Source organism: Shewanella sp. Shew256 (genome assembly GCF_002196695.1).
GTDB classification, from domain to species: Bacteria; Pseudomonadota; Gammaproteobacteria; order Enterobacterales; family Shewanellaceae; genus Shewanella; species Shewanella mangrovisoli.
On the sequence record NZ_NAJR01000005.1, the window covers coordinates 237,772 to 263,858 of the forward strand.

The 26,087-nt window shown below is 46.8% G+C and carries 13 protein-coding genes and 1 tRNA gene; 13 read left to right on the top strand and 1 reads right to left on the bottom strand.

Annotated features, from left to right (window positions below):
- Positions 1–18: 18 nt before the first annotated feature.
- The 10 genes from prc (at position 19) to B5P39_RS11640 (ending at position 19,325) form a co-directional block, all read left to right on the top strand.
- A complete protein-coding gene (prc, locus tag B5P39_RS11595) occupies positions 19–2,070 on the top strand; it encodes a carboxy terminal-processing peptidase (protein ID WP_176399927.1) in 2,052 nt (683 codons plus the stop codon).
- Positions 2,071–2,153: 83 nt separating this feature from the next.
- Complete coding sequence (gene pepN / locus B5P39_RS11600; protein ID WP_088211619.1) at positions 2,154–4,703, top strand: aminopeptidase N; 2,550 nt, start codon at positions 2,154–2,156, stop codon at positions 4,701–4,703.
- A gap of 310 nt (positions 4,704–5,013) precedes the next feature.
- Positions 5,014–5,232 (top strand): DUF2835 domain-containing protein, encoded by a 219-nt coding sequence (locus B5P39_RS11605; RefSeq protein ID WP_011716791.1) that lies wholly within the window; start codon positions 5,014–5,016, stop codon positions 5,230–5,232.
- A gap of 335 nt (positions 5,233–5,567) precedes the next feature.
- On the top strand, positions 5,568–7,610 hold the full coding sequence (locus B5P39_RS11610; protein WP_088211620.1) for a DUF1302 domain-containing protein: 2,043 nt from the start codon (positions 5,568–5,570) through the stop codon (positions 7,608–7,610).
- Between the two features lie 12 nt (positions 7,611–7,622).
- Entirely contained in the window at positions 7,623–8,987 is a 1,365-nt protein-coding gene (locus B5P39_RS11615) for a DUF1329 domain-containing protein (protein ID WP_011622453.1), read from the top strand.
- Between the two features lie 55 nt (positions 8,988–9,042).
- Positions 9,043–10,053, top strand: a complete 1,011-nt coding sequence (locus B5P39_RS11620) for a YCF48-related protein (RefSeq protein WP_088211621.1) — start codon at positions 9,043–9,045, stop codon at positions 10,051–10,053.
- A gap of 31 nt (positions 10,054–10,084) precedes the next feature.
- A complete protein-coding gene (locus B5P39_RS11625) occupies positions 10,085–12,400 on the top strand; it encodes an efflux RND transporter permease subunit (RefSeq protein WP_088211622.1) in 2,316 nt (771 codons plus the stop codon).
- A gap of 265 nt (positions 12,401–12,665) precedes the next feature.
- Positions 12,666–17,510: an NAD-glutamate dehydrogenase gene (locus B5P39_RS11630; RefSeq protein WP_088211623.1), complete on the top strand. Its 4,845-nt coding sequence runs from the start codon at positions 12,666–12,668 to the stop codon at positions 17,508–17,510.
- A 62-nt stretch (positions 17,511–17,572) separates the two neighbouring features.
- Entirely contained in the window at positions 17,573–18,592 is a 1,020-nt protein-coding gene (gene pyrD / locus B5P39_RS11635) for a quinone-dependent dihydroorotate dehydrogenase (RefSeq protein ID WP_011622457.1), read from the top strand.
- A gap of 199 nt (positions 18,593–18,791) precedes the next feature.
- Positions 18,792–19,325: a cell division protein ZapC gene (locus tag B5P39_RS11640; protein ID WP_088211624.1), complete on the top strand. Its 534-nt coding sequence runs from the start codon at positions 18,792–18,794 to the stop codon at positions 19,323–19,325.
- Positions 19,326–19,832: 507 nt separating this feature from the next.
- On the opposite strand, the gene adhE is transcribed toward B5P39_RS11640, so the two are convergent.
- On the bottom strand, positions 19,833–22,433 hold the full coding sequence (gene adhE / locus B5P39_RS11645; RefSeq protein ID WP_088211625.1) for a bifunctional acetaldehyde-CoA/alcohol dehydrogenase: 2,601 nt from the start codon (positions 22,431–22,433) through the stop codon (positions 19,833–19,835).
- 317 nt (positions 22,434–22,750) lie between these two features.
- Here adhE and B5P39_RS11650 point away from each other — a divergent pair, with 317 nt between their 5' ends.
- The 3 genes from B5P39_RS11650 (at position 22,751) to B5P39_RS11660 (ending at position 25,928) form a co-directional block, all read left to right on the top strand.
- Positions 22,751–23,383, top strand: a complete 633-nt coding sequence (locus B5P39_RS11650) for a YchE family NAAT transporter (RefSeq protein ID WP_011622460.1) — start codon at positions 22,751–22,753, stop codon at positions 23,381–23,383.
- Positions 23,384–23,641: 258 nt separating this feature from the next.
- Complete coding sequence (locus tag B5P39_RS11655; RefSeq protein WP_088211626.1) at positions 23,642–25,636, top strand: methyl-accepting chemotaxis protein; 1,995 nt, start codon at positions 23,642–23,644, stop codon at positions 25,634–25,636.
- 204 nt (positions 25,637–25,840) lie between these two features.
- A tRNA-Ser gene (locus B5P39_RS11660) sits at positions 25,841–25,928 on the top strand.
- Positions 25,929–26,087 lie beyond the last annotated feature (159 nt).

Sequence of the window (26,087 nt, forward strand, 5' to 3'; positions counted from 1 at the left end):
AAACGGAGTAACTTGTTGATGCGAAAACTCACTTTGGCTACATCCATTGCCACTGTTTTTGTCGGATTCTCGGCTTGGGCTGTACCACCCACGATTCAAATCAGCGAGTTACCCAATCTCAAGCAGGAAGCGCAGCATAAAGTGGCGAGTAAGCGAGTGACGGATTTATACACTCGTTCCCACTATCACAGATTCGCCTTAGACGATGCGTTTTCGGCGCAGATCTTCGACCGTTACCTGCAGCAACTCGATTACCGTCGTAATGTGCTGACGCAAGCCGATGTTGACAGTTTTAAGCCTTATACCAATCAATTCGATGATATGTTGAGTTCGGGCGATCTTGACCCTGCCTACAAGATGTTTGATTTGGTGCAAAAGCGTCGCTACGAAGGCTTTGTGTACGCGCTTTCTCTGCTCGATAAAGAGATGGATTTCACCGTGCCAGGTGATGCCTACGAGTACGACAGAGAAGATGCGGCTTGGCCAAAAGATCAAGTCGAGATCAACGAGCTGTGGCGCCAACGTGTTAAATACGATGCGTTGAATCTGAAACTCACAGGCAAGAAATGGCCTGAGATCGTCGATATTCTGCAAAAGCGTTATAACAACGCCATCAAGCGTCTGACCCAGACCAATAGCGAAGATGTGTTCCAAGCGGTGATGAATGCGTTTTCTCGCAGCATCGAGCCACATACTAGCTATTTATCGCCCCGTAATGCTGAGCGTTTCCAAATGGAAATGAACTTAAGCCTCGAAGGGATTGGTGCGCAGTTACAGCTCGAAGACGATTACACTGTCATCAAGAGTTTGATTGCAGGTGGTCCTGCGGCCAGCAGTGAAAAACTGTCACCGGAAGATAAGATCGTCGGTGTCGGCCAAGAAGGCGGTGAGATTGTTGATGTGATCGGCTGGCGATTAGACGATGTGGTCGATCTGATCAAAGGGCCTAAAGGCAGTAAAGTCGTATTACAGATTTTACCTAAGAAGGGCGGCTCTAACGCTAAGCCGTTTAATCTGACCTTAGTGCGCGACAAAATTCGTTTAGAAGACCGTGCCGCGACCTCAAAGATCATCGAGCCAAAAGACGGTGAATACGCCAACCGTAAAGTGGGTGTGATTCAAATTCCTGGTTTCTACATGAACTTATCCCAGGACGTCGAAAAGGAATTGGTGAAGTTAAACGAAGCCAAGGTTGAAGGTGTCGTCATCGACTTACGTGGTAATGGCGGCGGTGCGTTGACCGAAGCCGTGTTACTGACGGGACTCTTTATCGATATGGGCCCTGTGGTGCAAGTGCGTGACGCCGATGGTCGAGTGTCTGCCCACCGTGATAACGATGGCAAGACGACCTATGCTGGTCCGTTAACTATTATGGTTGACCGTTACAGTGCATCAGCTTCGGAAATTTTTGCCGCTGCGTTGCAAGATTACGACCGTGCGTTGATTGTCGGTGAGTCAAGCTTTGGTAAAGGCACAGTGCAGCAGCATAAGAGCCTTGGTCGAATCTACGATATGTACGAGAAGCCGATTGGACATGTGCAGTATACGATTCAAAAGTTCTACCGTATCAACGGTGGCAGTACTCAGCTCAAGGGCGTAACCCCTAACATTGCTTACCCAAGTGCGTTAGAGCCGGGTGAATACGGTGAAGCGGAAGAGAAGAATGCTTTACCTTGGGACAAAGTGCCGATGGCGCAATACGGCACCCTAAACGACATCACTCCTGAGTTAGTGGCGAGTTTAGAGAAGAAACACCTTGCCCGTATTCAGAACGATGTTGAGTTTAACTATATCAATCAAGATATTGCCGACTTTAAAAAGCATCATAAAGAGAAAACTGTCTCCTTAGTTGAAAGTGAGCGCATTGCCTCACGTGAAGCCGATGAGAAGAAAGTCCTCGATAGAACCAACGAGCGTCGTGTTGCCCATGGTTTAGCCGCGGTTAAATCGATGGAAGACATTAAAGATAAAGACGATGTTGAAGCACCGGATGCCTTCTTAGACGAAACGGCCTATATCACCTTAGATATGGCGGATGCAAAAAAGCTGGCTAACGCTGGCACTAAATAGGCGGTTATCGCGCCTGTTTACCTTATCTTAAAACGCGCTTATGGCGCGTTTTTCTTATTTAGAACAGTGTTAAAGGGAACGACATGACACAAGCTCAAGCAAAATACCTTAAAGATTATCAAGCTCCCCAGTTCACGATCGAAACCATTGATTTAGATTTTAATCTCGATGGTAAAAACACTCTGGTTAAAGCCGTTAGCAAAGTTAAACGCACTTCTTCCCACACCAATCCCTTAGTGCTGGATGGTGAAAGTTTGACCTTAGTGAGTGTGGCCATTGATGGACAAGCGGTGACGTACCACGCAAGTGAAGGGCAGTTGTCAATCGAGACATCGCTGAATGAATTTGAGTTGACCATCATCACCCAACTGGATCCCGAGGCTAACTCAAGCCTCGAAGGGCTCTATATGTCCGATGGCGCCTACTGTACTCAGTGCGAAGCCGAAGGCTTTAGACGTATCACTTATTTTCTCGACCGCCCCGATGTATTAGCCAAATACACAGTGCGAATCGAAGCCGATAAGCTGGCGTTTCCGTTCCTGCTCAGCAACGGTAACTTGATTGAGAAAGGCGAGCTTGATGGTGGGCGCCATTACGTGCGCTGGCAAGATCCTTTCCCAAAACCCGCTTATCTGTTTGCCTTAGTCGCTGGCGATTTCGATCTGCTACAGGATGAGTTTATCACCCGCAGTCATCGCAAAGTGGTACTGCAGGTGTTTGTCGATAAAGGTAATTTACATAAAGCGCACCATGCGATGGCGTCCCTGAAAAAGTCTATGGCCTGGGATGAATCCCGTTTTGACTTAGAATACGACTTAGATATCTACATGATAGTCGCGGTCGATTTTTTCAATATGGGGGCGATGGAAAACAAAGGCTTAAATATCTTCAACACCAAGTATGTGTTGGCTGATACCTTGACCGCAACCGACGAGGATTACCACGGCATTGAATCTGTGGTCGGCCATGAGTATTTCCACAACTGGACGGGTAACCGTGTGACTTGCCGTGACTGGTTCCAATTAAGCCTCAAGGAAGGCTTAACAGTGTTTCGCGATCAGGAATTTAGTTCGGATCTAGGTTCGCGTGCCGTGAACCGAATTCACGCAATTAAAGTTATCAAAAACCAGCAGTTTGCTGAAGACTCAGGCCCAATGGCGCACCCGATCCGCCCCGAGTCTGTGATTGAGATGAATAACTTTTATACCGTCACTGTGTATAACAAGGGCTCCGAAGTCATTCGCATGATGCACACCCTGTTGGGTGAAGCCCATTTCCAAGCGGGGATGAAGTTATACTTCAAACGTCACGATGGCCAAGCCGTGACTTGCGATGATTTTGTCGCGGCGATGGAAGATGCCAGTGGTATCGATTTGACGCAATTCCGTCTCTGGTATAGCCAAGCTGGCACCCCAATTGTCACCGCAAGTGACAGTTTTGATGCCGAGACAGGGACTTACCAGTTAACCCTCAAGCAAACCTTAGCAGGTTGTGCTTCACCCTTGCATATTCCCTTTAGCTTAGAGTTGTTAGATGAGAAAGGGCAATCACTAGTCAACCAAGTGCTTGATTTTACTCAGTCAGAGCAAGTGTTTAGCTTTGAAGGTATGCAGCATAAACCCGTTGCCTCCTTACTACAGGATTTCTCTGCACCGGTTAAATTGCATTATCCCTTTGAAATTGACCAACTGGTGCATTTGATGCGCTTTGCCTCGAGTGAAGTGGCGCGTTGGGAGGCGTCGGTTGCGCTCGTGAGCCAAGCGATTTGGCAAAATGTGGCGCATTTACAGCAACATCACACCATGACCTTAGATGAGCGTGTGAAGGACAGTTTCAAAGGCGCCTTACTCGATGAGCAGTTAGATCAGGCGCTGATGGCTGAAATGTTAGCCATACCATCGGCCTCTGCCTTGATTGAGCAAACCTACACGGTCGATTTAGATGCCTTAGCCTTAGCCCGTGAATTTGTGCTCACAGAGCTTGCCGCCTATTGTGAAGATGAGTTAACGGCGCTGTATCGCTCATTGGTAAACCGTGATTGCACAAAAGCGCGCGCGTTGAAAAATCAATGCCTTAACTGGTTGAGCCGAGTTAGTAGCGAGGCCGAAAGCTTTGTGGTTGAGCAGTTTGAGAAGGCCGCCAATATGACCGACTCACTCGGTGCATTAAGTGCGGCGAATGTCGGCTCGTTACCTTGCCGCGCACATTTGATGGCAATGTTTGAAGCCCGCTGGCGCGATACGCCGCTGGTGATGGACAAATGGTTTATGTTGCAGGCGACCCATGATGAGGAAGGGGTGATTGATAGCTTGCGTCAATTACAGCAACACGCGAGCTTTAGCATGAGCAATCCTAACCGCGTGCGTTCACTGATTGGCAGTTTCGCAGCAGGGAATATTTATCAATTCCACCGTGCCGATGGCAAAGGTTATGAGTTTTTAACTGAATGCCTTATCAGCTTAAATAAACTCAACCCGCAGGTTGCGGCGCGTATGGTGACGCCACTGATTCAATTCAGTAAGTTTGATGCGGCGCGTCAAGCCAAGATCAAGGCTTGTTTAACACGATTGTTGGCGTTGCCAGAACTGTCGAAAGATTTATTTGAGAAAGTATCTAAGGCATTAGCACAGTAGCTATGAAGAGGGCAGCATTATGCTGCCCTCATTCTTCCAAGCAGTAATTGAGCAGTTAGGGCTAAATTGAAGGCCATGCACCCTAGTTATACTATTTAACGAGTTAAGTTAAATCTAAGGTATGACGCTTTATACTATTGAATATGATGGCCTTTTGACGAGGGTATTAGCGTGTTACGTTGTCCCTGTGGGGCAGGTAATTCAAGGCAATAGCTCTGTTTCTACGACATGCTGTTTGTTGGTCCAACAGCTGTAATTGGCCCTTCGTAAATTCCTACTACCAGCTTATGCAGATTATTTGAGTTTTAATATGGAATTGTATTTTAAGCTAAACCTAAGCTATCGAGAGTTTTTGCCTTACTACCAAGGCCTTGCCGATAAGGTTGAAGTGCGTGAACGTCAGGGGCGGATCCTCTGGATTAATGGCCGACATTTTAGACGTTTTTTAACCGATAATGGTATCCATGGACAGTTCAAACTGGTGCTCGATGATAAAGGGCAATTTGTGTCGTTGGAGCAGTTAGCCTAATAAATTGTTGATTTTAACTTAGAGTAATTACTTTAAACGGTCGACTAATTACAATCACAGAAATATGATATTTTCTTTGTAATTATGTTAATGAAATATAAAGTCTTTTATCTGCTTTTTCCCACGCTTTTTAATCTGCTGCTTTTCTAATTTAAATCCCATTGCCGTAGTAGATGACATAAATGTGTCTACGTGCTTAATTCTTTAGAAAATTTTCTCTAACTGTGCCTTGCTCATGGGGATTAATTGCTGTAACAATGATGTTACCTGTGAGCTAACAAGATGTTGGTTGTAATTCCAAGAACAAAGAATCCAGCAGGGTACGGAGAGCTAAAATGAAAATTGTTAAAAAAAGTTTTAACAAGTCGGCGCTTGCTTTGGGGGTGGCGTCGGCATTGAGTTTATTGATGGTGTCGAATGTTAATGCGGTTGCGTTCGATTGGGGGGAGATACAAGGGACTTTTGACTCGACTTGGACTGCGGGTGCCAGTTGGCGTGTTGGGGAGCGCGATTGGGACGGACAAATTGGTAAGGTAAACCAGCCGCAGTTTGATTGGTCAAATTACTCCGCATTTGGCAATACCAAGTACACTTCTGCTGAGATTTGGGCACAGCCAGGTTCTTACTCTAGCAACAACGATTTGAGTAATTTACTTTATTCTCAAGGTGATACTACATCCGAAATCGTTAAAGGATTGCACGAGTTATCCCTTAAGTACGAGAACTATGGTCTGTTCGTTCGTGGTATGTATTTCTACGATCGTAAGCTAAACGATGGTAACTACGACTACAATGACCCGTTAACCGGGAAAGAATACGATCCTTGCCGCGACAGCAAAGCTTCTGAAGTGCAATGTAAGGACATCCGTCTGCTGGATGCCTTCGTATACGCGAATTTTGATTTAAACGATGGTGCCAACCCGCTTTCTATCCGCGTAGGTAACCAAGTGGTTTCTTGGGGGGAAAGTACGCTGATCGCCCACGGTATTGGTGAAATCAACCCCGTCGATTTGAACATCCTGAACGCGCCTGGCGCGGAACTTAAAGAAGCTTTCCGTCCTCAGGGTATGGTGTGGGCCTCATTGGGGATCACCGAAAATTTATCGGTAGAAGGTTTCTATCAATATGACTGGGAACCTGTATGGATCCCAACCCCTGGCTCGATTTTTGCGACTAACGATTTCGCTGGTTACGGTGGTTACAACCAGAACGCGCAATTAGGCTTTAACGCCAACCCAGATATCAATTTAGACTTCTTGACGCAGGAATATCAGAAACTCGCTGGCATGATCGCCAGTGGTCAAACGATTCCTACACAGCAATTGGTGGCGATGGCACTGGCTTATCCAACGAAAGTGACGTTAGTGCAAGATGAGCAAGCGCCAAGCAACGGTGGCCAATATGGTATCAAGCTAGGTTATTACGCCCCTGAGTTAGGCGATACCGAGTTTGGTTTCTACTTTATGAACTACCATAGCCGTCGTCCACTGATCAGCGGTACCGCCGCCGACTTTAGCACTGGCGCACTGTTGTCAGATCTTGCTGTACTGGGTCAAAACGCGGGTGATATTAACCGCGAATTGCTGCTCAGCTTAAAGAGCTTCTCTAAGGCGCAAATTGTTTATCCTGAAGACATTAAACTCTATGGCTTCAGCTTTAACACCTCACTGGGTGATACCTCTGTCGGCGCTGAAATCGCTCACCGTCAAGACGAACCGCTGCAAATCGATGACGTAGAACTACTGTTCGCGGGTATGCCACAACAGTTAGCCAACGCGGGTATTCGCCCCGATTTTGACGGCATTTCACAGATTGATGGCGTACAGCCTGGTGAAACCGTTGACGGTTTTATCCGCCTAGATACCACTCAAGCGCAAGTTACCTTTACTCACTTGTTCGGTCCTACCTTGGGATTGGATAACCTGACGATGTTGGCGGAAGTCGGTGGGGTATGGATCCATGACATGCCAAGTTTTGATGAATTGCGCCTCAATGGCCCAGGTACCGCACGTTCTGGCGGCAACCCAGATATGCCTGGCATCATTCAAGCGTTGCACAATGGTCCTGAAACCAACCCATTCCCAACGGATTTCGCGTGGGGATACCGTCTGGTGGCTAAAGCGGACTTTAACAACTTGTTTGCGGGCGTGAACATGTCTCCTCGGTTGATTTTCTCACACGATGTCGACGGTATTACGCCTGATCCTATGTTCCTCTTTACCGAAGGACGTAAGTCAGTGGCCTTAGGTGTTAATTTTGAATACCAAAACCGTTGGGGGGCAGACTTATCCTACAACAACTTCTTTGGCGGTGTAGGAACAACCAACGCGATGTCAGATCGTGATTATATTTCTTTCAATATCAAGTATTCGATCTAAAGGACTATAACAATGAAGAAACTGTCGATATTGGCAAGCGCCGTGATGATGGCCCTTGTAGCACCTGTAGCGATGGCAAAGGTTTCTGAAGCCGACGCCGCTAAATTGGGTAACGAATTAACGCCATTAGGCGCAGAAAAAGCCGGCAATGCCGATGGCTCTATTCCCGCTTGGGATGGCGGTATTACTAAGCCAGTTGCTGGATACACTAAGGGTATGCATCACCCCGATCCTTTCCCTGAGGATAAAATTGAATTCACTATTACCAATGCCAACAAAGCCCAATACAAGGATTTTTTGACCCCGGGTCAAATGAAACTGTTTGAGCTTTACCCAGATACATACAAGATGAATGTGTACAAAACGCGCCGCAGCGCGTCAGTACCACAATTTGTCTATGATGCGACCAAAGCCAACGCCACTCGCGCTGAATTAGTTGCACAGGGTAATGGTATTGCGGGGGCATCAATTGGTATTCCATTCCCAATCCCTGCCAATGGCTTAGAAGCGATTTGGAACCATATCCTGCGCTTCCGTGGTGTGGATGTAGAAACGTCACGTAGCCAAGCGGCACCGACGGCCGATGGTAGCTACACCTTAGTGGAAACCGCTGAGGAAATTCGTTTCGAGTATTCTCGCCCTGAAATCACCCTTGACCAGTTAAAGGCCAGCAACACGCTATTCTACTTTAAACAAGTGGTGACTCAGCCAGCTCGCTTAGCAGGTACGGCACTGTTAGTGAAAGAAACCATGGATCAAGAGGCGCTGCCGCGCCAAGCATGGACCTATAACACGGGTCAGCGCCGCGTTCGTAAGGCTCCAAACGTAGCCTTTGATACACCGGGTACCGTATCCGATGGTCTGCGCACCACAGACGATTTCGACATGTTTAACGGCTCACCCGTGCGTTATAACTGGGAGCTTGTGGGCAAGAAGGAAATCTATATTCCTTACAACGATTACAAATTGCACTCAGACAAGCTGAAATATGACCAGATTTTAAAACCCGGTCATATCAATCCTGAGTTTGTTCGTTGGGAAAAACACCGCGTATGGGAAGTGAAGGCAACCTTGAAAGATGGTATGCGCCATATCTACAAAACCCGTGTGATGTATCTTGACGAAGACTCATGGCAAGTCTCGATTGCCGATCTGTATGACAACCGTGATGAACTCTACCGTGTGGCGGTTGCCCACGGCTTGAACTACTACGAAGTCCCAACCCAGTGGGATACCTTAGAAGTGTTCCACGATCTGCAGTCGCGTCGTTATTTGGCCATGGGCTTAGACAACCAGAGTGGAATGTATAACTTCGATGCCAAGTTGAGTGAAGCAAACTTCACCCCCGATGCGCTGCGTCGCGAAGGTATCCGTTAATCAGCCACGGTATAAAGGGGCGCTAAGCGCCCCTCATTAGTTTAAGGAAGTTTGTATGTCGTTTCGCATCCTTCAATGCGCCGCTGCAATCGGTGTTGGTTGTTTATTTTCTTCCCCTTCATTTTCTGCGGTGTCTGAGGCTTTCCCGCAAATTCAGCCCTTAGCGGCGTCTTCTTTAGTGTTAGATATTGCCCATGCGGGACAGCGTTTAGTCGCCGTGGGGGAGCGTGGCCATGTGCTTGTGCTCAATGACACTTGGCAACAAGTGCCGACACCGACCTCGGCGCAGCTGACAAAAGTGTTCTTTTTAAATGAAAAACTCGGCTGGGCTGTCGGGCACGATGCCACTATTTTACATACCCAAGATGGCGGCCAGACATGGTCGTTACAAATGCAGTCGAGCGAAATTGAAAAACCTTTCCTCGATGTGCTGTTTCTCAATGAGCAGGACGGCATGGCGATAGGGGCGTATGGACTGTTTTATCGAACCCACGATGGCGGCAAGACTTGGGCAGAAGAATTCCATGAAGAGTTGCTGGCCGAAGAAGACGTGTCCTATTTGGCTGAGTTAAAAAATAGCGACCAAGCCGCTTATTTGACTGAGCGCGCCTCGTTACTGCCGCATTTTAACCGGATGATCGTGCTTAATGATGGCCGTTTGTTACTGGTCGGAGAGCTTGGGCTTGTGGCGGTATCGGCCGATAAGGGCCAAACCTTTACCCGTACTGGGTTTGATTACGACGGCTCTATGTTCAATGCCATTCAATTGCAGGATGCGGTCTATGTGATGGGACTGAGGGGACACGTATTTAAGGCGGATTTGAGCCTTGGCCAATGGGATGAGATTGAAATGCCCGTGCAGTCATCCATTAATGGCGCTTTGGTGAGCTCAGACACTAGCCTGTACCTAGTGGGGAATGCTGGCGTTGTTATTCAGCTAAATCAGGATGATAGTGCGAGTATTGTCACGCGCCGCCAGGGGGAAAACTTAGTTTCGATTGCCAAAGATAACCAAGGGAATGTGTGGTTATCGGGTAGCCAAGGGCTACTCACTCTAAAGCCATAAATGATAAAACAACAATAACAGGGCCGATAAGATGTTAGAAAAACTGGTCAACGGATTTGAGTCATTTTTATTCCGCAACCGTGCTTGGGTGGTGAGCATTTTTATTTTGCTGACGGTTTTTTTGGGATACCAAGCTAGCCAATTAAAAATGGATGCGGCATTCATTAAAAATATTCCGCTTAATCATAGCTATATGCAAACCTACCTCAAACACCAAAAAGATTTTGGGGGCGCGAATAGCATTATGGTGGCGGTGGAAGACACCAGCGGCAATATTTTTAACCCTAACTTTTTCGACACCCTTAAAAACGTTCACGATCAGCTGTTTTTTATTCCCGGTGTTGACCGCTCGCAGGTGAAATCCTTATTTTCACCTTCGACCCGTTTTACCGAAGTCGTGGAAGATGGTTTCGCGGGTGGCCCTGTGATCCCCGCCGATTTTACGACCACCGAAGCGGGTTTGAATACGGTGCGCGATAACATTGAAAAAGCAGGCATTGTGGGGCGGTTGATCGCCAACGACTATAGTGCCGCCATGGTGTCGGCTCAGTTGATGGACTTTGATCCGCAAACGGGTAAGCCCTTAGATACCATCGCTTTTGCCGCTCAGCTGGAAAAGGAACTTCGCGGCAAGTATGAAACCGATAAGGTGAAAATCCACATTATCGGTTTTGCTAAGATGGCGGGTGATGTGGCCGATGGCGCCAAAGGCGTATTGCTGTTCTTCGTGATTGCCATTTTGATCACGGCGGTAATGGTTTATCTGTTTTCAAAGTCACTTATCCTGACCCTATTGCCATTAGTTTGTAGCTTAACGGCGGTGATCTGGCAGCTGGGTTTACTGACGGTCATCGGTTTTGGCTTAGATCCCATGTCAATTTTGGTGCCATTCCTCGTCTTTGCTATTGGGGTGAGTCACGGGGTGCAGATGATCAACGCGGTCAGACGCCGGGTGATGGACGGACAAACCACTAAGGCGGCTTCGGCTTCTGCGTTTCGTAGCTTATTGGTGCCTGGTGGGGTAGCACTACTTTCTGATACGGTTGGTTTTATCACACTGTTATCCATTGATATCGGTATCATCCGTGAGCTGGCCATTTCGGCATCACTCGGGGTGGGAGTGATTATTTTCACTAACCTTATCCTTCTGCCTTTAGTGATTTCTTTCACTGAACTTAAGGTTGCACCACAGGGCGCGCCGACCTCGGATGAAGTGCGAGCTGAGGCCATTTGGCGCTACCTTGCCAAATTTGCTACGCCGAAATACGCGGTAGTGGTAATTGTGGCAACCATTGCCTTGTATTTTGCGGGTTTGCAACAGGCTAATCAGATGAAAATTGGCGATCTGCAGGGCGGAGCGCCAGCTTTACACCAAGATTCACGCTACAACTTGGATACCTTCTTTATTACAGACCACTTTTCTATCACCACAGATGTGATGACAGTGATTGTAGAAGCGAGTCCAGAGGCCTGTACTTACCACGATATGTTGACGCAAATTGATGAGTTTGAATGGTTAGTGCGTAATACCCCTGGTGTTGAATCGACAGTGAGCTTGGCTTCGGTGGCGAAAAAAGTGAATGCGGGCTTTAACGAAGGCAACCCAAGATGGGAAGTCTTACCGCGCACCACTGCCAGTTTAGTGCAAGCAATTGGCCAGATCCCAACGACATCGGGCTTGTTAAATGGTGATTGCTCTGTGATGCCTGTGTATCTATTTATGCAGGATCATAAGGCAGAAACTATTGAAACGGTTGTCGCTAAGGTGAAAGCGGTCGCGGCCAAAATGGACAATGACAAGCTGCAATTTAAGCTGGCGTCTGGTCCTGTTGGGGTGATGGCGGCGACTAACGAAGCGGTGGCGGAAGCCCAATTACCTATGATGATTTATGTGTATGGCGCGGTATTTGTGCTTTGCCTTATCAGCTTTAAGTCATTAAAAGCGACAGTCGCGGTGATTATTCCGCTCTATGTGGTCTCCACACTGGCGCAGGCACTGATGACTCAACTTAATATTGGCTTAGCAGTCAGTACCTTACCCGTAATTGCGCTGGGGGTGGGTATCGGTGTTGACTACGGTATTTATATCCTGTCGACCATGTCATCTAAGTTGTCGAATGGGATGCCAGTACAGCAAGCCTACTATGAAGCGTTAGTCGAGCGGGGCAGTGCGGTGATCTTCACTGGCCTGACATTAGCGATTGGGGTGAGTACTTGGTTTTTCTCGGCGCTTAAGTTCCAAATGGACATGGGGATCCTGCTCACCTTCATGTTTGTGGTAAATATGTTGGGTGCCATAATTATCCTGCCAGCACTGGCAGCGGTATTCTGGCGGCAGGCTAAGTAGATACAAACAATGGGGAGTTTTTGACTCCCCATTGTCTTTGAATATAAACGCTGTTTTTTTGATTTTTTGCTCACCTGTTATCACATCTTTACGCTCTGGCTGGAATTACAGAGGATGTACCACTAAAATTTTCCTCGAAATACAGAGGATTTAGTAATAAACTTCGCGCGACGATCTGGATCACACTAATTTTCTGAGATCGTTAAGCCGAAGCATCCAAATAATGAAAAAAAGCGCTGCCATAGACGCTTAAGGAAACAGCAACATGGCCTTGAAAGATGCAATGCCTTCAGTACTACTTGAAAATGTAGTCAGTTTAATTCACGCTAAAGTCCCTAATTCACAAGCCAAGCAAGTTGAACAGTTCGCGACCTGCCTTTATGCCCACATGTCGAAAGACGACCTCAATGCGCGTAACGACAGCGACCTGTATGGTGCGGTTCTCAGTTTATGGAATGCACTAAACAAAACCCCGAAAGGGGAGACTCACCTCAGAGTATTCAATCCAAGTCAGTCAAAGCACGGCTGGCAATCAACTCATTCGATCATTGAAGTTATCCAACCTGACATGCCATTCCTGGTAGATTCAGTTGGTATGGCATTGAATCGTATGGGTATTACGGCTCATATGATGTTACACACTCCGCTGGCGATTGAGCGTTCAGCCCAGGACGTAACCAAAGTCACTTACCTGAATCAAAGCCCTGACAGCACTGAACACGTTGCCGTTTTCCTGATTGAAATCGACCGTCAAAGCAGCAGTGTGGATATCAAAGCCCTTGAGCGCGAAATCCAATCTGTGCTGGGTGATGTGGCTGCATCAGTCAACGACTGGAGCGCGATGTCAGCTAAGTTGAGTGAGACCATTAAAGAGTTACCTAAGCGTCCATTCCCCGGTGAGAAGCAAGAGTTAGAAGAAGCAATTAACTTCTTAACTTATCTTAATAATCATCACTTTACCTTACTGGGTTACCGTCAATACGATTTAAAACGCGTTGAAGGCGACGTCGAACTAGTGCCAAATATGGCCTCTAGTTTAGGCTTAATGAATAAGCACCATAAGACTCAGCCAGAGCAAGGTTTGTTATTATCAAGCTTCTCTGACAGTGCCCGTAAAGAAGCCTTAGACCACAGTTTACTGATCCTGACCAAGAGCAGCGCCAAGAGCCGCGTGCACCGTCCTGCCTATGTGGACTATATCGGTATCAAACGCTTTGACAAGAAAGGCAATGTGGTCGGTGAAGATAGATTCATCGGTTTGTACGCTTCAAATGTGTATAACCGCAGCCCACGTGAGATCCCTCTGCTGAACGAAAAAGTCCAGCGCGTATTAGACCGTTCAGGTTTAACCCCACGTTCTCACGACTATAAAGCCCTGTTGAACATTCTCGAAAACCTGCCGCGCGATGAGCTAATCCAAGCCAATGTGGATGATTTAGCACACACGGCGCACGGTGTGCTCGAGATGCAAGACAGGGACAAACTGAAACTCTTTGTTCGCAAAGATGGTTTCGGTCGTTTCTTATCCTGTTTAGTGTACGTTTCAAAAGATCGTTACAACACTAAACTTCGCCAAGATACCCAACGTATTCTGGCTCAGCATTTCAACAGCAAAGAAGATGTAGAGTTTACGACGTATTTCTCCGAGTCAACCCTGGCCCGTACTCACTACATAGTCAAAGTTGATAACAATAATATGGATGTAGATGTGGCTGCCATTGAAAACAATTTAATTGAAGCGGCACGCTCGTGGGAAGATAAGTTAAACACCGCGCTAAACACTGCCTTAGGTGAAGAAGCCGGTACTCATCTGATGAAGCGTTACGCTAACGCCTTCGAACAAAGCTATAAAGAAGACGTATTACCAAGCTCTGCCGTTGTGGATATGCAACAACTTGAAGCGCTGGATGACGAACACAAGTTAGGCATGTTGTTCTATCAACCGCAGGAAGCGGCGTTGAACGACAACAAAGTGCGTTTAAAACTGTTCCATAAAGATGAGCCAATCCATCTTTCTGACGTACTGCCGATGCTGGAAAACTTTGGTCTGCGCGTGATCAACGAGCGTCCCTATGAAGTGACGACTTCAGACGGTTCTACCTTCTGGATCTTAGACTTCTTAATGACGGTTAAAGTCACTAATACTGACAATATCGCCGACAGCCAAGACAGATTCCAAACTGCACTCTCTCAAGTGTGGCAAAAGAAATTAGAAGATGACGGTTTTAACCGCATCATTCTGGCGTCAGGTTTAACTGGTCGTGAAGTGTCAGTACTGCGTGCTTACGCTAAGTACATGCGTCAAATCGATGCAACATTCAGCCAAGCTTACATCGAAGAAACCTTCGGCCGTTACCCACAAATCGCTGATTTGTTGGTGAAAATGTTTATCCGTAAGTTCAATCCAAAACTGAAGACCCGTACTCTGGGCAAGTTTATGGAGCAGATCAACCTACGTTTAGACGAAGTATCGAGCCTAGATGATGACCGTATTATCCGTCGTTACCTCGATCTGATTAATGCAACGCTGCGTACTAACTTCTACCAATTGGATGCCAAAGGCGAATCTAAGAGTTATATCTCGTTTAAGTTCATGCCTTCGTTAATTCCAGAAATGCCGCGTCCGCTGCCGAAATTCGAAATTTTCGTTTATTCGCCACGGGTTGAAGGTGTGCATTTACGCTACGGTAAAGTGGCTCGTGGTGGTCTGCGTTGGTCTGACCGTCGTGAAGACTTCCGTACCGAAGTGCTTGGCTTAGTAAAAGCACAACAAGTGAAGAACACTGTAATCGTACCTGTGGGCGCGAAAGGTGGTTTCGTTTGTAAACAACTGCCTACTGAAGGTGGCCGCGAAGCCTTCTTCACCGAAGGTCAAGAATGTTACCGCATCTTTATCCGTGCGCTGCTCGATATCACAGATAACATCGTTAACGGCGAAATCGTTCACCCGGTAGATGTGGTCCGTCACGATGAAGATGACCCATATTTAGTGGTCGCGGCAGACAAAGGTACTGCAACCTTCTCGGATATCGCTAACGCCATTTCGCAGGAATACAACTTCTGGTTAGGCGATGCGTTCGCGTCGGGCGGTAGTAACGGTTACGACCATAAGAAAATGGGTATCACGGCCAGAGGTGGTTGGGAATCGGTTAAGCGTCACTTCCGCGAAGTGGGTATCGATTGTCAAACCACAGACTTTACCTGTTTAGGTATTGGTGACATGGCGGGTGACGTATTCGGTAACGGTATGTTGTTGTCTAAGCACACAAAACTTGTGGCTGCGTTCAACCACATGCATATCTTTGTCGACCCGAATCCAGACACCGCTGCCAGCTATGAAGAACGTGCCCGTTTATTCGCGCTGCCACGTTCAACCTGGGAAGACTACAACAGCAAGCTGATTTCTAAGGGCGGCGGTATCTTCCTGCGTTCATCTAAATCCATTCCATTGTCTGCTGAAATGAAGCAAATGCTGGAAACGGAAAAGACCTCGATGACCCCGACTGAGCTGATGAAAGAACTGCTGAAAATGCCAGTGGATCTGATTTGGAACGGTGGTATTGGTACTTATGTTAAGTCATCACGCGAAACCCATGCAGAAGTGGGCGACCGCGCTAACGATGCACTGCGTGTCAATGGTCGCGAATTGCGCGCCAAGATCGTGGGCGAGGGTGGTAACTTAGGTTGTACTCAGTTAGGTCGTATCGAATACGCGGCTAACGGCGGTCGTATCAACACTGACTTCGTGGATAACGTAGGTGGTGTGGACTGCTCTGACAACGAAGTTAACATCAAAATTCTATTAAACGCGTTAGTGGCTGAGGGTGAACTGACACTCAAGCAACGTAACCGTTTACTGGAAGAGATGACCGAAGAAGTTGGCCAAATCGTACTGCAGGATTGTAAAGATCAAACCCGTACGATTTCGGTCACCCAAGTCCGTGGTGCTGAGCAGTTAAAAGAACAAATTCGCTTTATCCAGTATCTGGAAAAAGAAGGCAAGTTAGACCGCGCCTTAGAATTCTTACCGTCGGAAGAAGAGCTGGCAGAACGTTTAGCCAATGGCCGCGCCTTAACGCGTCCTGAGCTATCGGTACTGGTGGCGTACGCTAAGATGGTACTGAAAGAGCAGTTACTGACTCAAGAAATCACCGAAGACACGCTGCTGAGCCAACTGTTGATTGCTTACTTCCCGAAACAACTTCAGGAACTGTACAGCCACAGAATGGTGACGCATCCACTGCGCGGTGAAATCATCGCCACGTCACTGGCCAACGAATTGGTCAACGACATGGGTCTGAACTTTGTTCAACGTATGCAAGATGAGACTGGTGCCTCAGTTGCCGACGCGGCAATTTGTTACACTATGGCTCGCGAAGTGTTTGGTTTAGCTGAATTAACTAAAGCGATCACTGACTTAAACGGTATTGTTCCTGCTGTGGTTCAGGGCGAAATGCTGCATCAATTACGTCGCAACATGCGCCGTGCATGCCGCTGGTTCCTGCGTCACCGCAACCGTACTTGGAGCATCGAGCAAACTGTAGCCTTCTTCAAACCTGTATTTGAACAAATCAAAGCGAATGTTCATTCTTACTTGGTAGAAGAAGAAGCGGCGGGTATCCAAGCTGAGATCAACGCTCTTATCAAAGAGAATGTGCCTCAGGAAGTGGCAACCGTCGTGGCTAACATGAGCACGCTGTTCTCGGCGCTGGATATTGCGCAAATTGCTCAAGCCGAAGAGAAAACAGTTGAGCTCGTTGCCGAGACATATTTCAAACTCGGTGCCCGCGTTGAGCTGCACTGGTTCCTAGAGCAGATCAGTGCACAGCCTGTGGCAAACCATTGGCAAGCACTGGCTCGTGCAGCCTTTAGGGAAGAGTTGGATTGGCAACAACGTGCGTTGACGTCAGTGGTCTTAAGAACATGCAGTGCAACCTGTGACGCCCAGAGCGTTATTTCTCAGTGGATTGATACCAATCAAGCCCTACTGGAAAGATGGTTCCATATGCTCGCTGACTTCAAAACGTCGCAAAGCCATGAGTTTGCTAAGTTCTCTGTCGCCCTGCGTGAACTGAACCTTCTGATCCTTCATTGCGAAGGCCATAAGTAAACTTTTATAACAATCAGAAGCCCTGGCGATCGCCGGGGCTTTTTTTAGGTCGAGGAAAATACATGTTTTATAAAATCGCACAGAAAGTCATGTTTCAGATGGATCCTGAGCGAGCGCATAATCTAGCCATAGGCAGCCTGAAAATGACAGGCAACAGCCCATTGAATGCGTTTTATGCCCAGAATATTGCGCCAGCGCCCGTCAGCTTTATGGGACTGACTTTTCCAAACCCTGTCGGTCTTGCCGCGGGTATGGATAAAGATGGCGAATCGATCGATGCCTTTCATGCGATGGGATTTGGTCATGTAGAAGTGGGTACAGTGACCCCAAGACCACAACCCGGTAATGATTTACCCCGTTTATTTAGATTAAAACCCGCAAAGGCGATCATCAATCGCATGGGCTTTAATAACAAAGGTGTCGATAATCTGGTCAAAAATTTGATCGCAAAGAAAACCGATATCATGGTTGGGGTCAATATTGGTAAAAATAAAGACACTCCAGTAGAGCAGGGAAAAGACGATTATTTGATCTGCATGGATAAAGTTTATCCCTATGCAGCCTATATTGCGGTGAATATTTCATCACCGAATACCCCCGGATTACGATCGCTGCAATATGGCGATCTATTAGATGAATTATTAAGCGCATTAAAAACCAAGCAACTTGAGTTGGCCGAGAAACATAAAAAATATGTGCCAATTGCCCTTAAAATTGCGCCCGATTTAACCACGGAAGAAATCGAAAATATTGCGCAATCCTTGATTAAAAACAAGTTTGATGGCGCGATTGCGACAAACACAACGTTAACCCGTGACGGTGTAAGCGGCCTTGCGAATGCCAATGAAAGTGGTGGGTTAAGTGGTAAGCCATTGACTGAGCTTTCAACTAAAGTGATCAAACAATTAGCCACTTGTTTAAATGGCCAGATCCCGATCATTGGTGTGGGCGGTATTAACAGTGCCGAAGATGCGTTAGCTAAATTTGATGCCGGCGCGACTATGGTGCAGATTTACTCAGGTTTTATTTACCAGGGTCCAAAGTTAATTAAAGAAATTGTAGAAGCTTATCGCTTAAAATAATGATCTTTAGATCAAGATAGGATCTAAAATAAGATCTTTAATAATAACTGCGATCCAAAACGATCATTAGATCGCAGTTAAGATCTTAAAACAGATCCACTAAGTAATTGTTAACTAATCTGTATTTTATTATTTTTATTTTGATATTGAATAAAATATCTACTATGATGTGCGAGTGTTCAAATAGTAGGTAAACGTTATGTTATTATTGCCACAAAAGGATTGGCACTGGAAATATAACGATTCGTATGGTGTATTAGGCGTTTCGTTAGGTGCCGAGATAGAGTTTCTGACGGCTTATAAAGCAAAATCATTAATTCCTGATGCCTTATCAAGCATGGAATTTAATATTGCGCACGCCAAATTCTATATGAGCTTGCTCGACAAGTTGCCAAAAACCTTATCCCTTACCGATGCTGCGATAGTGCAAATAGCCCTAAATGCGACAGCCGCGCATTTTATGCTGACACCGCAAATGCCAAAATCATGGTTTTTTGATTGCAGTGATGTGTGCGTATTTAGCGATGTAGGCAAAGTCTTTGAGCTTAAATGCCAAAAACAACGGGCATTAGTCTTAGTCATCGAAAATACCCTACAATCCGCGTTAGTGATGTTATTATCGCCAGAATGTGTGTTATCCGGCGCGAAAACTATGACGCAATTTGAAACCATTAAGGTAATGCACAATCGCTTACACCCACTAAGGGTACAGCGCCATGTTATCGCGGCATAAATGACGGTCTAGCCAAGTCTTGGCCGTCATTATTTATTTCGAGCTATTGCCAACATAGCATGGTATTTTTCATTATTTCCGCACGGTTTTCCGCTTATCTGACACTATTCATTTACCCTATAAATAGACATGATTTACTGAAAGGTCAATTTAGAATATCGACAGCGTTATACTTCCTCGTTAATCCAAATCGTAGGCTTTAGTAATACTTGTCGTCCCGACATTTTGAACTCAAGATATGTGGGTAAACATAGATAAGAGCGCTCTCGGATTACTTTCCATTTATCTTAGAAATGTGTTAATAAACTATTGGGTTGAGGATAGACAATAAGTTTAGGAACAGGTGATTCATTCGATTGGTAAACCTTAAGATAAGTCGACCAGTTGAATATATCTTCAAATTTCTTTGTCGATACTTTAGTGAATAATGGGCTTTGTTTGCCTATATCGCTAAGGAAACAAAGCCCTGTCAATTTCAGTTACTATTTAATGCACTATTTTAATGTGCTATTGCTCGGTGAAGGAGCGGCCATAGTAGCTGTCGAGCAGTAGCTGTTTTAGCTCACTGATTAAAGGATAACGAGGGTTCGCGCCCGTACATTGGTCATCGAAGGCATCTTCGGCGAGCTCGTCTAGTTTGGCGAGGAAGTCGGCTTCGTTAACTCCCGCTTCTTGGATAGATGCTGGAATGCCCAGCGTCTTCTTGAGTTGCTCGATTTTTTCCAGCAATTTCTCGACTTTTTCCGCATCTGAACCTCCACCTAAGGCTAAATGATCGGCAATCGCCGCGTAGCGACAGAGGGCTTTGGGTCTATCGTATTGGCTGAATGCGGCTTGCTTAGTGGGTAAGTCGGTCGCATTAAAGCGGATCACGTTACTAATGAGTAGCGCATTGGCGAGTCCATGGGCTAAGTGGAACTCGGCGCCCAGTTTATGGGCCATAGAGTGACAGATCCCAAGGAAGGCGTTGGCAAAGGCGATACCAGCAATCGTGGCGCCATTGTGCACTTTTTCACGTGCAATAGGGGATGCGGCGCCAAGCTGATAAGCATCGGGCAGATATTTGCACAGTAGGTCAAGTGCTTGCAGGGCTTGACCATCGCTGTACTCATTCGCCATTACGCTGACATAGGCTTCGAGTGCGTGGGTGATCGCATCGATTCCGCCGAAAGCGGTTAAGGATTTCGGCATATCCATCACCAGATTTGGGTCAACAATCGCCATGTTTGGGGTGAGTTGATAGTCGGCGATGGGGTATTTTTTACCCGTTTGTTCATCGGTCACCACGGCAAAAGGGGTGACCTCTGAGCCTGTGCCGGAAGTGGTCGGGATCGCCACCATAGTGGCTTTGACACCCATTTTAGGGAATTTATAGATACGTTTACGGATATCCATAAAACGCAGGGCTAAATCGGCAAAGTCGACATCGGGATGCTCGAACATGACCCAAATAATCTTGGCCGCATCCATGGGCGAACCACCGCCTAAGGCAATAATCACATCGGGTTTAAAGCTATTGGCGACTTTGGCACCTTGGCGCACTGTGGCCAGTGTGGGATCGGCTTCTACCTCGTAAAAGACTTCGGTTTCAAGACCTTGGGCTTTTAAAATCTTTAAGGTTTCGTCGCAATAACCTTGGTTAAACAGGAATCTGTCGGTCACCACGAGGGCGCGTTTTTTATCGCTCAATTCTTCAAGGGCGATGGGTAAACTGCCGCGGCGGAAGTAGATAGACGAAGGAAGCTTGTGCCACAGCATGTTTTCAGCCCTCTTAGCGACGGTTTTTTTATTGATTAAATGGCTTGGCCCGACGTTTTCAGAAATCGAGTTTCCGCCCCAAGAGCCGCAACCTAAGGTGAGCGAAGGAGCGAGTTTAAAGTTGTACAGATCGCCAATTCCGCCTTGTGATGCAGGAGTGTTGATTAAAATACGCGCGGTTTTCATTCTAAAACCAAAGGTTTTCACCCGCTCGGTTTGGGTGTCTTGGTCGGTATATAAGCCGGATGTGTGGCCAATGCCGCCTAAGGCAACTAAGGCTTCGGCTTTATCGACGGCGTCATTGAAATCGGCGGCGCGGTACATGCCAAGTAATGGTGAGAGTTTTTCGTGGGCAAAGGCCTCTGCCTCAGTGATATCGGTGATCTCACCAATCAATACCTTGGTGGTGTGGGGGACATCAATACCCGCCATTTGCGCTATGGTCGCGGCGCTTTGGCCGACGATATCGGCATTTAAGCCGCCATTTTTAAGGATGACTTGTTGCATTGCAGCAGTTTGCGCCGCATTTAAGAGATAACCACCGTGGGTGGCAAAGCGCTCTTTAACTTGTTCGTAGATACTATCGACGACAATCACCGCTTGCTCCGAGGCACAGACAACGCCGTTATCGAAGGTTTTAGACATCAGAATCGAGCTGACCGCGCGTTTTATATCGGCGGTTTCATCAATCACAATCGGCGTGTTACCCGCACCGACACCAATGGCGGGTTTGCCGGAGGAGTAGGCGGCTTTCACCATACCAGGGCCACCTGTGGCGAGGATAAGGTTCACTTTAGGGTGGGTCATCAATTGATTGGAAAGTGCCACACTGGGCTCATCAATCCAACCGATAATGTCCTTGGGCGCACCGGCGGCAATGGCGGCATCTAGCACCAGTTTGGCCGCTGTGGTGGTCGAGACTTTTGCCCTTGGGTGAGGGGAGAAAATAATCGCATTGCGGGTTTTAAGGCTGATCAACGCTTTGAAGATGGCGGTGGAGGTGGGATTTGTGGTGGGAACAATCCCACAGATAATGCCCACAGGTTCGGCGATTGTGATAGTGCCGAAGGTGGGGTCCTCAGATAAAATCCCGCAGGTCTTTTCATCTTTGTACTTGTTATAAATGTACTCGGAGGCAAAGTGGTTTTTAATCACTTTGTCTTCAATCACCCCCATTCGGGTTTCGGCGGCGGCCATTTTCGCAAGCGATATACGTGCATCGGCGGCGGCCAGTGCGGCGGCACGGAAAATCGCATCGACCTGGGCTTGGCTAAAACTGGCATATTCGGCTTGCGCTTTGGCGACGCGCTCGACCATGAGATCCAGTTCTTGTGCATTAGTTACTGTCATGATTAAGACTCCTAAAAAGATTTAGGGAATGCGCGATTCGCTAAATCTTCTTTATGGTGAAAAATTACACCTAAAGCCTAAGTGAAAGTGTGATCGTTCAATCAGTTTGGCGCTTTTATGTAATAAAAATACAGTAACAATGATCTGTTTTAGCCTCTTTGACCTAAAATGAGTCGAGTATCTAAAGCAGCTATTACTCAAACTTGTGATTTAACCTCAAAAATCTCATTTTTCAGTCATCTGTGGTTAAGCTACTATACTTGCCCTTACGGTTAGTTTGATGAAATTGGCGTGATACGCTCAATAAGGACTGCAACTTGGAGTTAACACTTTACGTTAAATTTTTTCTTGGCCTCGTTGCCATTATCAACCCCATTGGTTTACTGCCAGTGTTTGTGAGCCTAACCAGCCATCAAACTGAAGCCGAGCGCAACCATACGGGTAAAGTGGCTAACTTTGCGGTGGTGGTGATCCTGCTGGTGACCATAGTGGCGGGGCAACATATTTTGAATATGTTTAGCATTTCACTTTCGGCCTTTAGGATCGCTGGCGGCACCTTGATCGCGATTATTGCGATGTCGATGCTGCAGGGTAAATTGGGCGAGGTGAAACGCAACCAAGAGGAAGATCGCGAATCTTCGGCCATGGAGTCTGTTGCTGTAGTGCCGTTAGCCTTGCCGTTAATGGCAGGCCCTGGTGCGATTAGCTCGGTCATCGTGTTTGCCGCAGAGCATAATTCCTTCTCCAATTTTGTGGCGATGTTTATCACAGTGATCATTTTTGGTTTGGTGAGTTTCGCCTTGTTCAGAATGGCGTCAATCATCTACAAAATTCTTGGTAAAACAGGGATTAACGTTATTACCCGTTTGATGGGGCTATTAATGCTATCGATCGGGATTGAAGTGATTGCCGCAGGGATTAAAGGGCTGTTCCCACAATTATTTAGCTAATTGATCTTATCAGGGGAGGAGCATGTTCCTCCCTTGTTTTAGGTGTGGCATTAGTACAATTATCAACCTAGTTCTTTTGGTTTTCCTCAAGCATTATTCTCCGGCTAGAGCAGGTCTTCTACCACGCTAACGAATGCAAGCATCTGTTTTTTAGGTATTTAGCAGTTGCTAAATTAGTGCAAAATGGTCGTTATCGTGTTAATCCTATGCTATACCTTATTTGTCTTACCTTTAACCCCATCTAATAAGGATATCGCTATGAAATGGCAATGGATTGGCAACCTCAGCTTAAAGCAAAAATTACTTATGGTTGTATTGCCACCGTTATTTGCGTGTTTTCTGTATGGTGCGTTGTTTCTCATTGAAAAATATGAATATCGTCAAGAGCTCAAGCTGATTGTGCAATTGAGTGAACTCGCCGTCACCAACAGTAACTTGGTGCATGAATTACAAAAAGAGCGCGGCATGAGCGCGGGCTTTATTGGTTCTGCGGGTAAAGCCTTTGCAGGCAAAATCCCCGGTCAAAGGCAGTTGACCGACACTCAGTTGAGGCAATTCCAGGATTTCATTTCAAACAATGCGTTACCTGAAGTATTTGCGCCTAAGTTACGGGAGATAAACACCCAACTTGGCCGCCTTTCTAGCATACGTTCTCAGGTCGATAGCCTATCCATTAGTGTGGCCGATGAAGTGGCCTATTACACCGACTTAAACAAACAGCTATTAGCCATCGTCGATGAAACGGCAAAAGCGGGGGCTAACCAAGAAATTGCCATTAAGGCTGCAGCATTCAGTGCCTATCTACAAATGAAGGAGAGGGCGGGGATTGAGCGTGCTGTACTGAGTTCGACCTTCGGCCAAGCGGGGTTTAAGCCTAAGGTTTATGCCAAGTTTATTACCTTAGTCTCTGAGCAAAATACGTATCTTGAGCGCTTCTTGGCGCTGGCCACGCCCAATTTAGTGGATGGTATTCGCCAGCTGCAAAATGGTAATGAAGTTAAAGAGGTTGAGGCATTAAGACAAATAGCAATCGACCAAGATAATCAGAAAATTCAGCAACAAAACCCTGAGGATTGGTTTGCAAAATCCACTGCGCGTATTGACCGTTTGCGGGATTTTGAGCAACAAGTTTCAGCCGATCTGTTAAAAACCACCACAGACCGACTCTTTACAGCCAACGAGCATATGTTCTTCGTGCTGGTGACCTTAACTGTGGTGTTAGTCTTAGTGTTATTGCTGAGTTTGTCGGTGATCCGTTATCTACACGACAGTGTGCATCATGTCTATTCGACGGTGACCAAGGCAAGAAAACATTATGATCTTAGTGTGCGTTTAACCCAAAATAGCTCGGATGAATTTGGGGAATTAGCCATTGCATTCAACGATATGATGAATGATTTCGAGAGTGTGATCCTGCAAGTGCGTGCTAGCGCGAGCAAGTTACAGCAAGCGGTAGAGCAAATGGATGTGTGCACCCACGCAATGGAGCAAGATGTGATGGCAGGGCACTGTGAGGCTGAGCAAGTGGCCTCGGCAATGACAGAGATGAGCGCAACCGTGGCAGAAATCGCCAGTAACGCCGTTAATGCCTCGGAAGCTTCCACCGCGGCGAACCATGAAGCGAAAGCGGGTAATATCGAAGTGGGCCGCACCAGTGCCGCCATTAAGGCTTTAGCCGATGATATTGATGGCGCCTCTAAAGCCATTAATGAACTCGACCGTGAAATTCACGGTATTGTGGTGGTGCTCGATGTGATCAGCGGCATCGCTGAACAAACGAACCTACTGGCACTCAATGCGGCAATTGAAGCAGCAAGGGCTGGTGAGATGGGACGAGGCTTTGCCGTAGTGGCCGATGAGGTGCGAAGCCTCGCGCAGCGCTCACAAACCTCGACCTCGGATATTAAGAACATGACGGATAGACTCAAATCTGGTGCTAGCATCGCCGTTAAAGCGATGGAGCGCGGGCTGATGCAGGCCAATAACAGCGTGCACGAAGCCGAGCAGGCGGGGATTGAGCTTAAACGCATCGTCGAGCAAGTGGATATTATCGACCGCATGAATGAGCAAATTGCCACTGCAACCCATGAGCAGTCCGCCGTGTCTGAGGATGTGAATCGTAATGCATTAAAGATCAGTGAAATTTACCTCAATACCCAGAGGATTTCGGATGAATTACGGGAATTGACCAAAGCACTGACCTACGATGCGGCCTTAATGTCTAAGGAAGTGAACAAGTTCAACGTCAATTAACGGCGAAAGTCGGACATAAATCCCACTTTATCAGGCGGTTTGTTTAGCAATTGCGCAACCGCCTGAAATCAACTCTTTTTTACTTGACCACCCACAGGCTTTTGCGTACAGTACCGCTCCGTTAACGACGAAAGCTTACGAGTTAAGCTTATTAAAGTTGTAACATCGTGGATGATTAACACGTAAAACGAATCACAACAATCTGGTGAGATGTCCGAGTGGCCGAAGGAGCACGCCTGGAAAGTGTGTATACGGAAACGTATCGAGGGTTCGACTCCCTCTCTCTCCGCCAAATTCAAGTTTAAAGACGTCCTAGGACGTCTTTTTTCTTATCTGTATTTTATAAAAATCAATCACTTACCTCCTATATTGTTTGATGGCATCCTACTGCATCCTAAATTTTTAGTAATGCGAGAAGTAATCTGATTCAATACTTTTGGACATCTCGCTA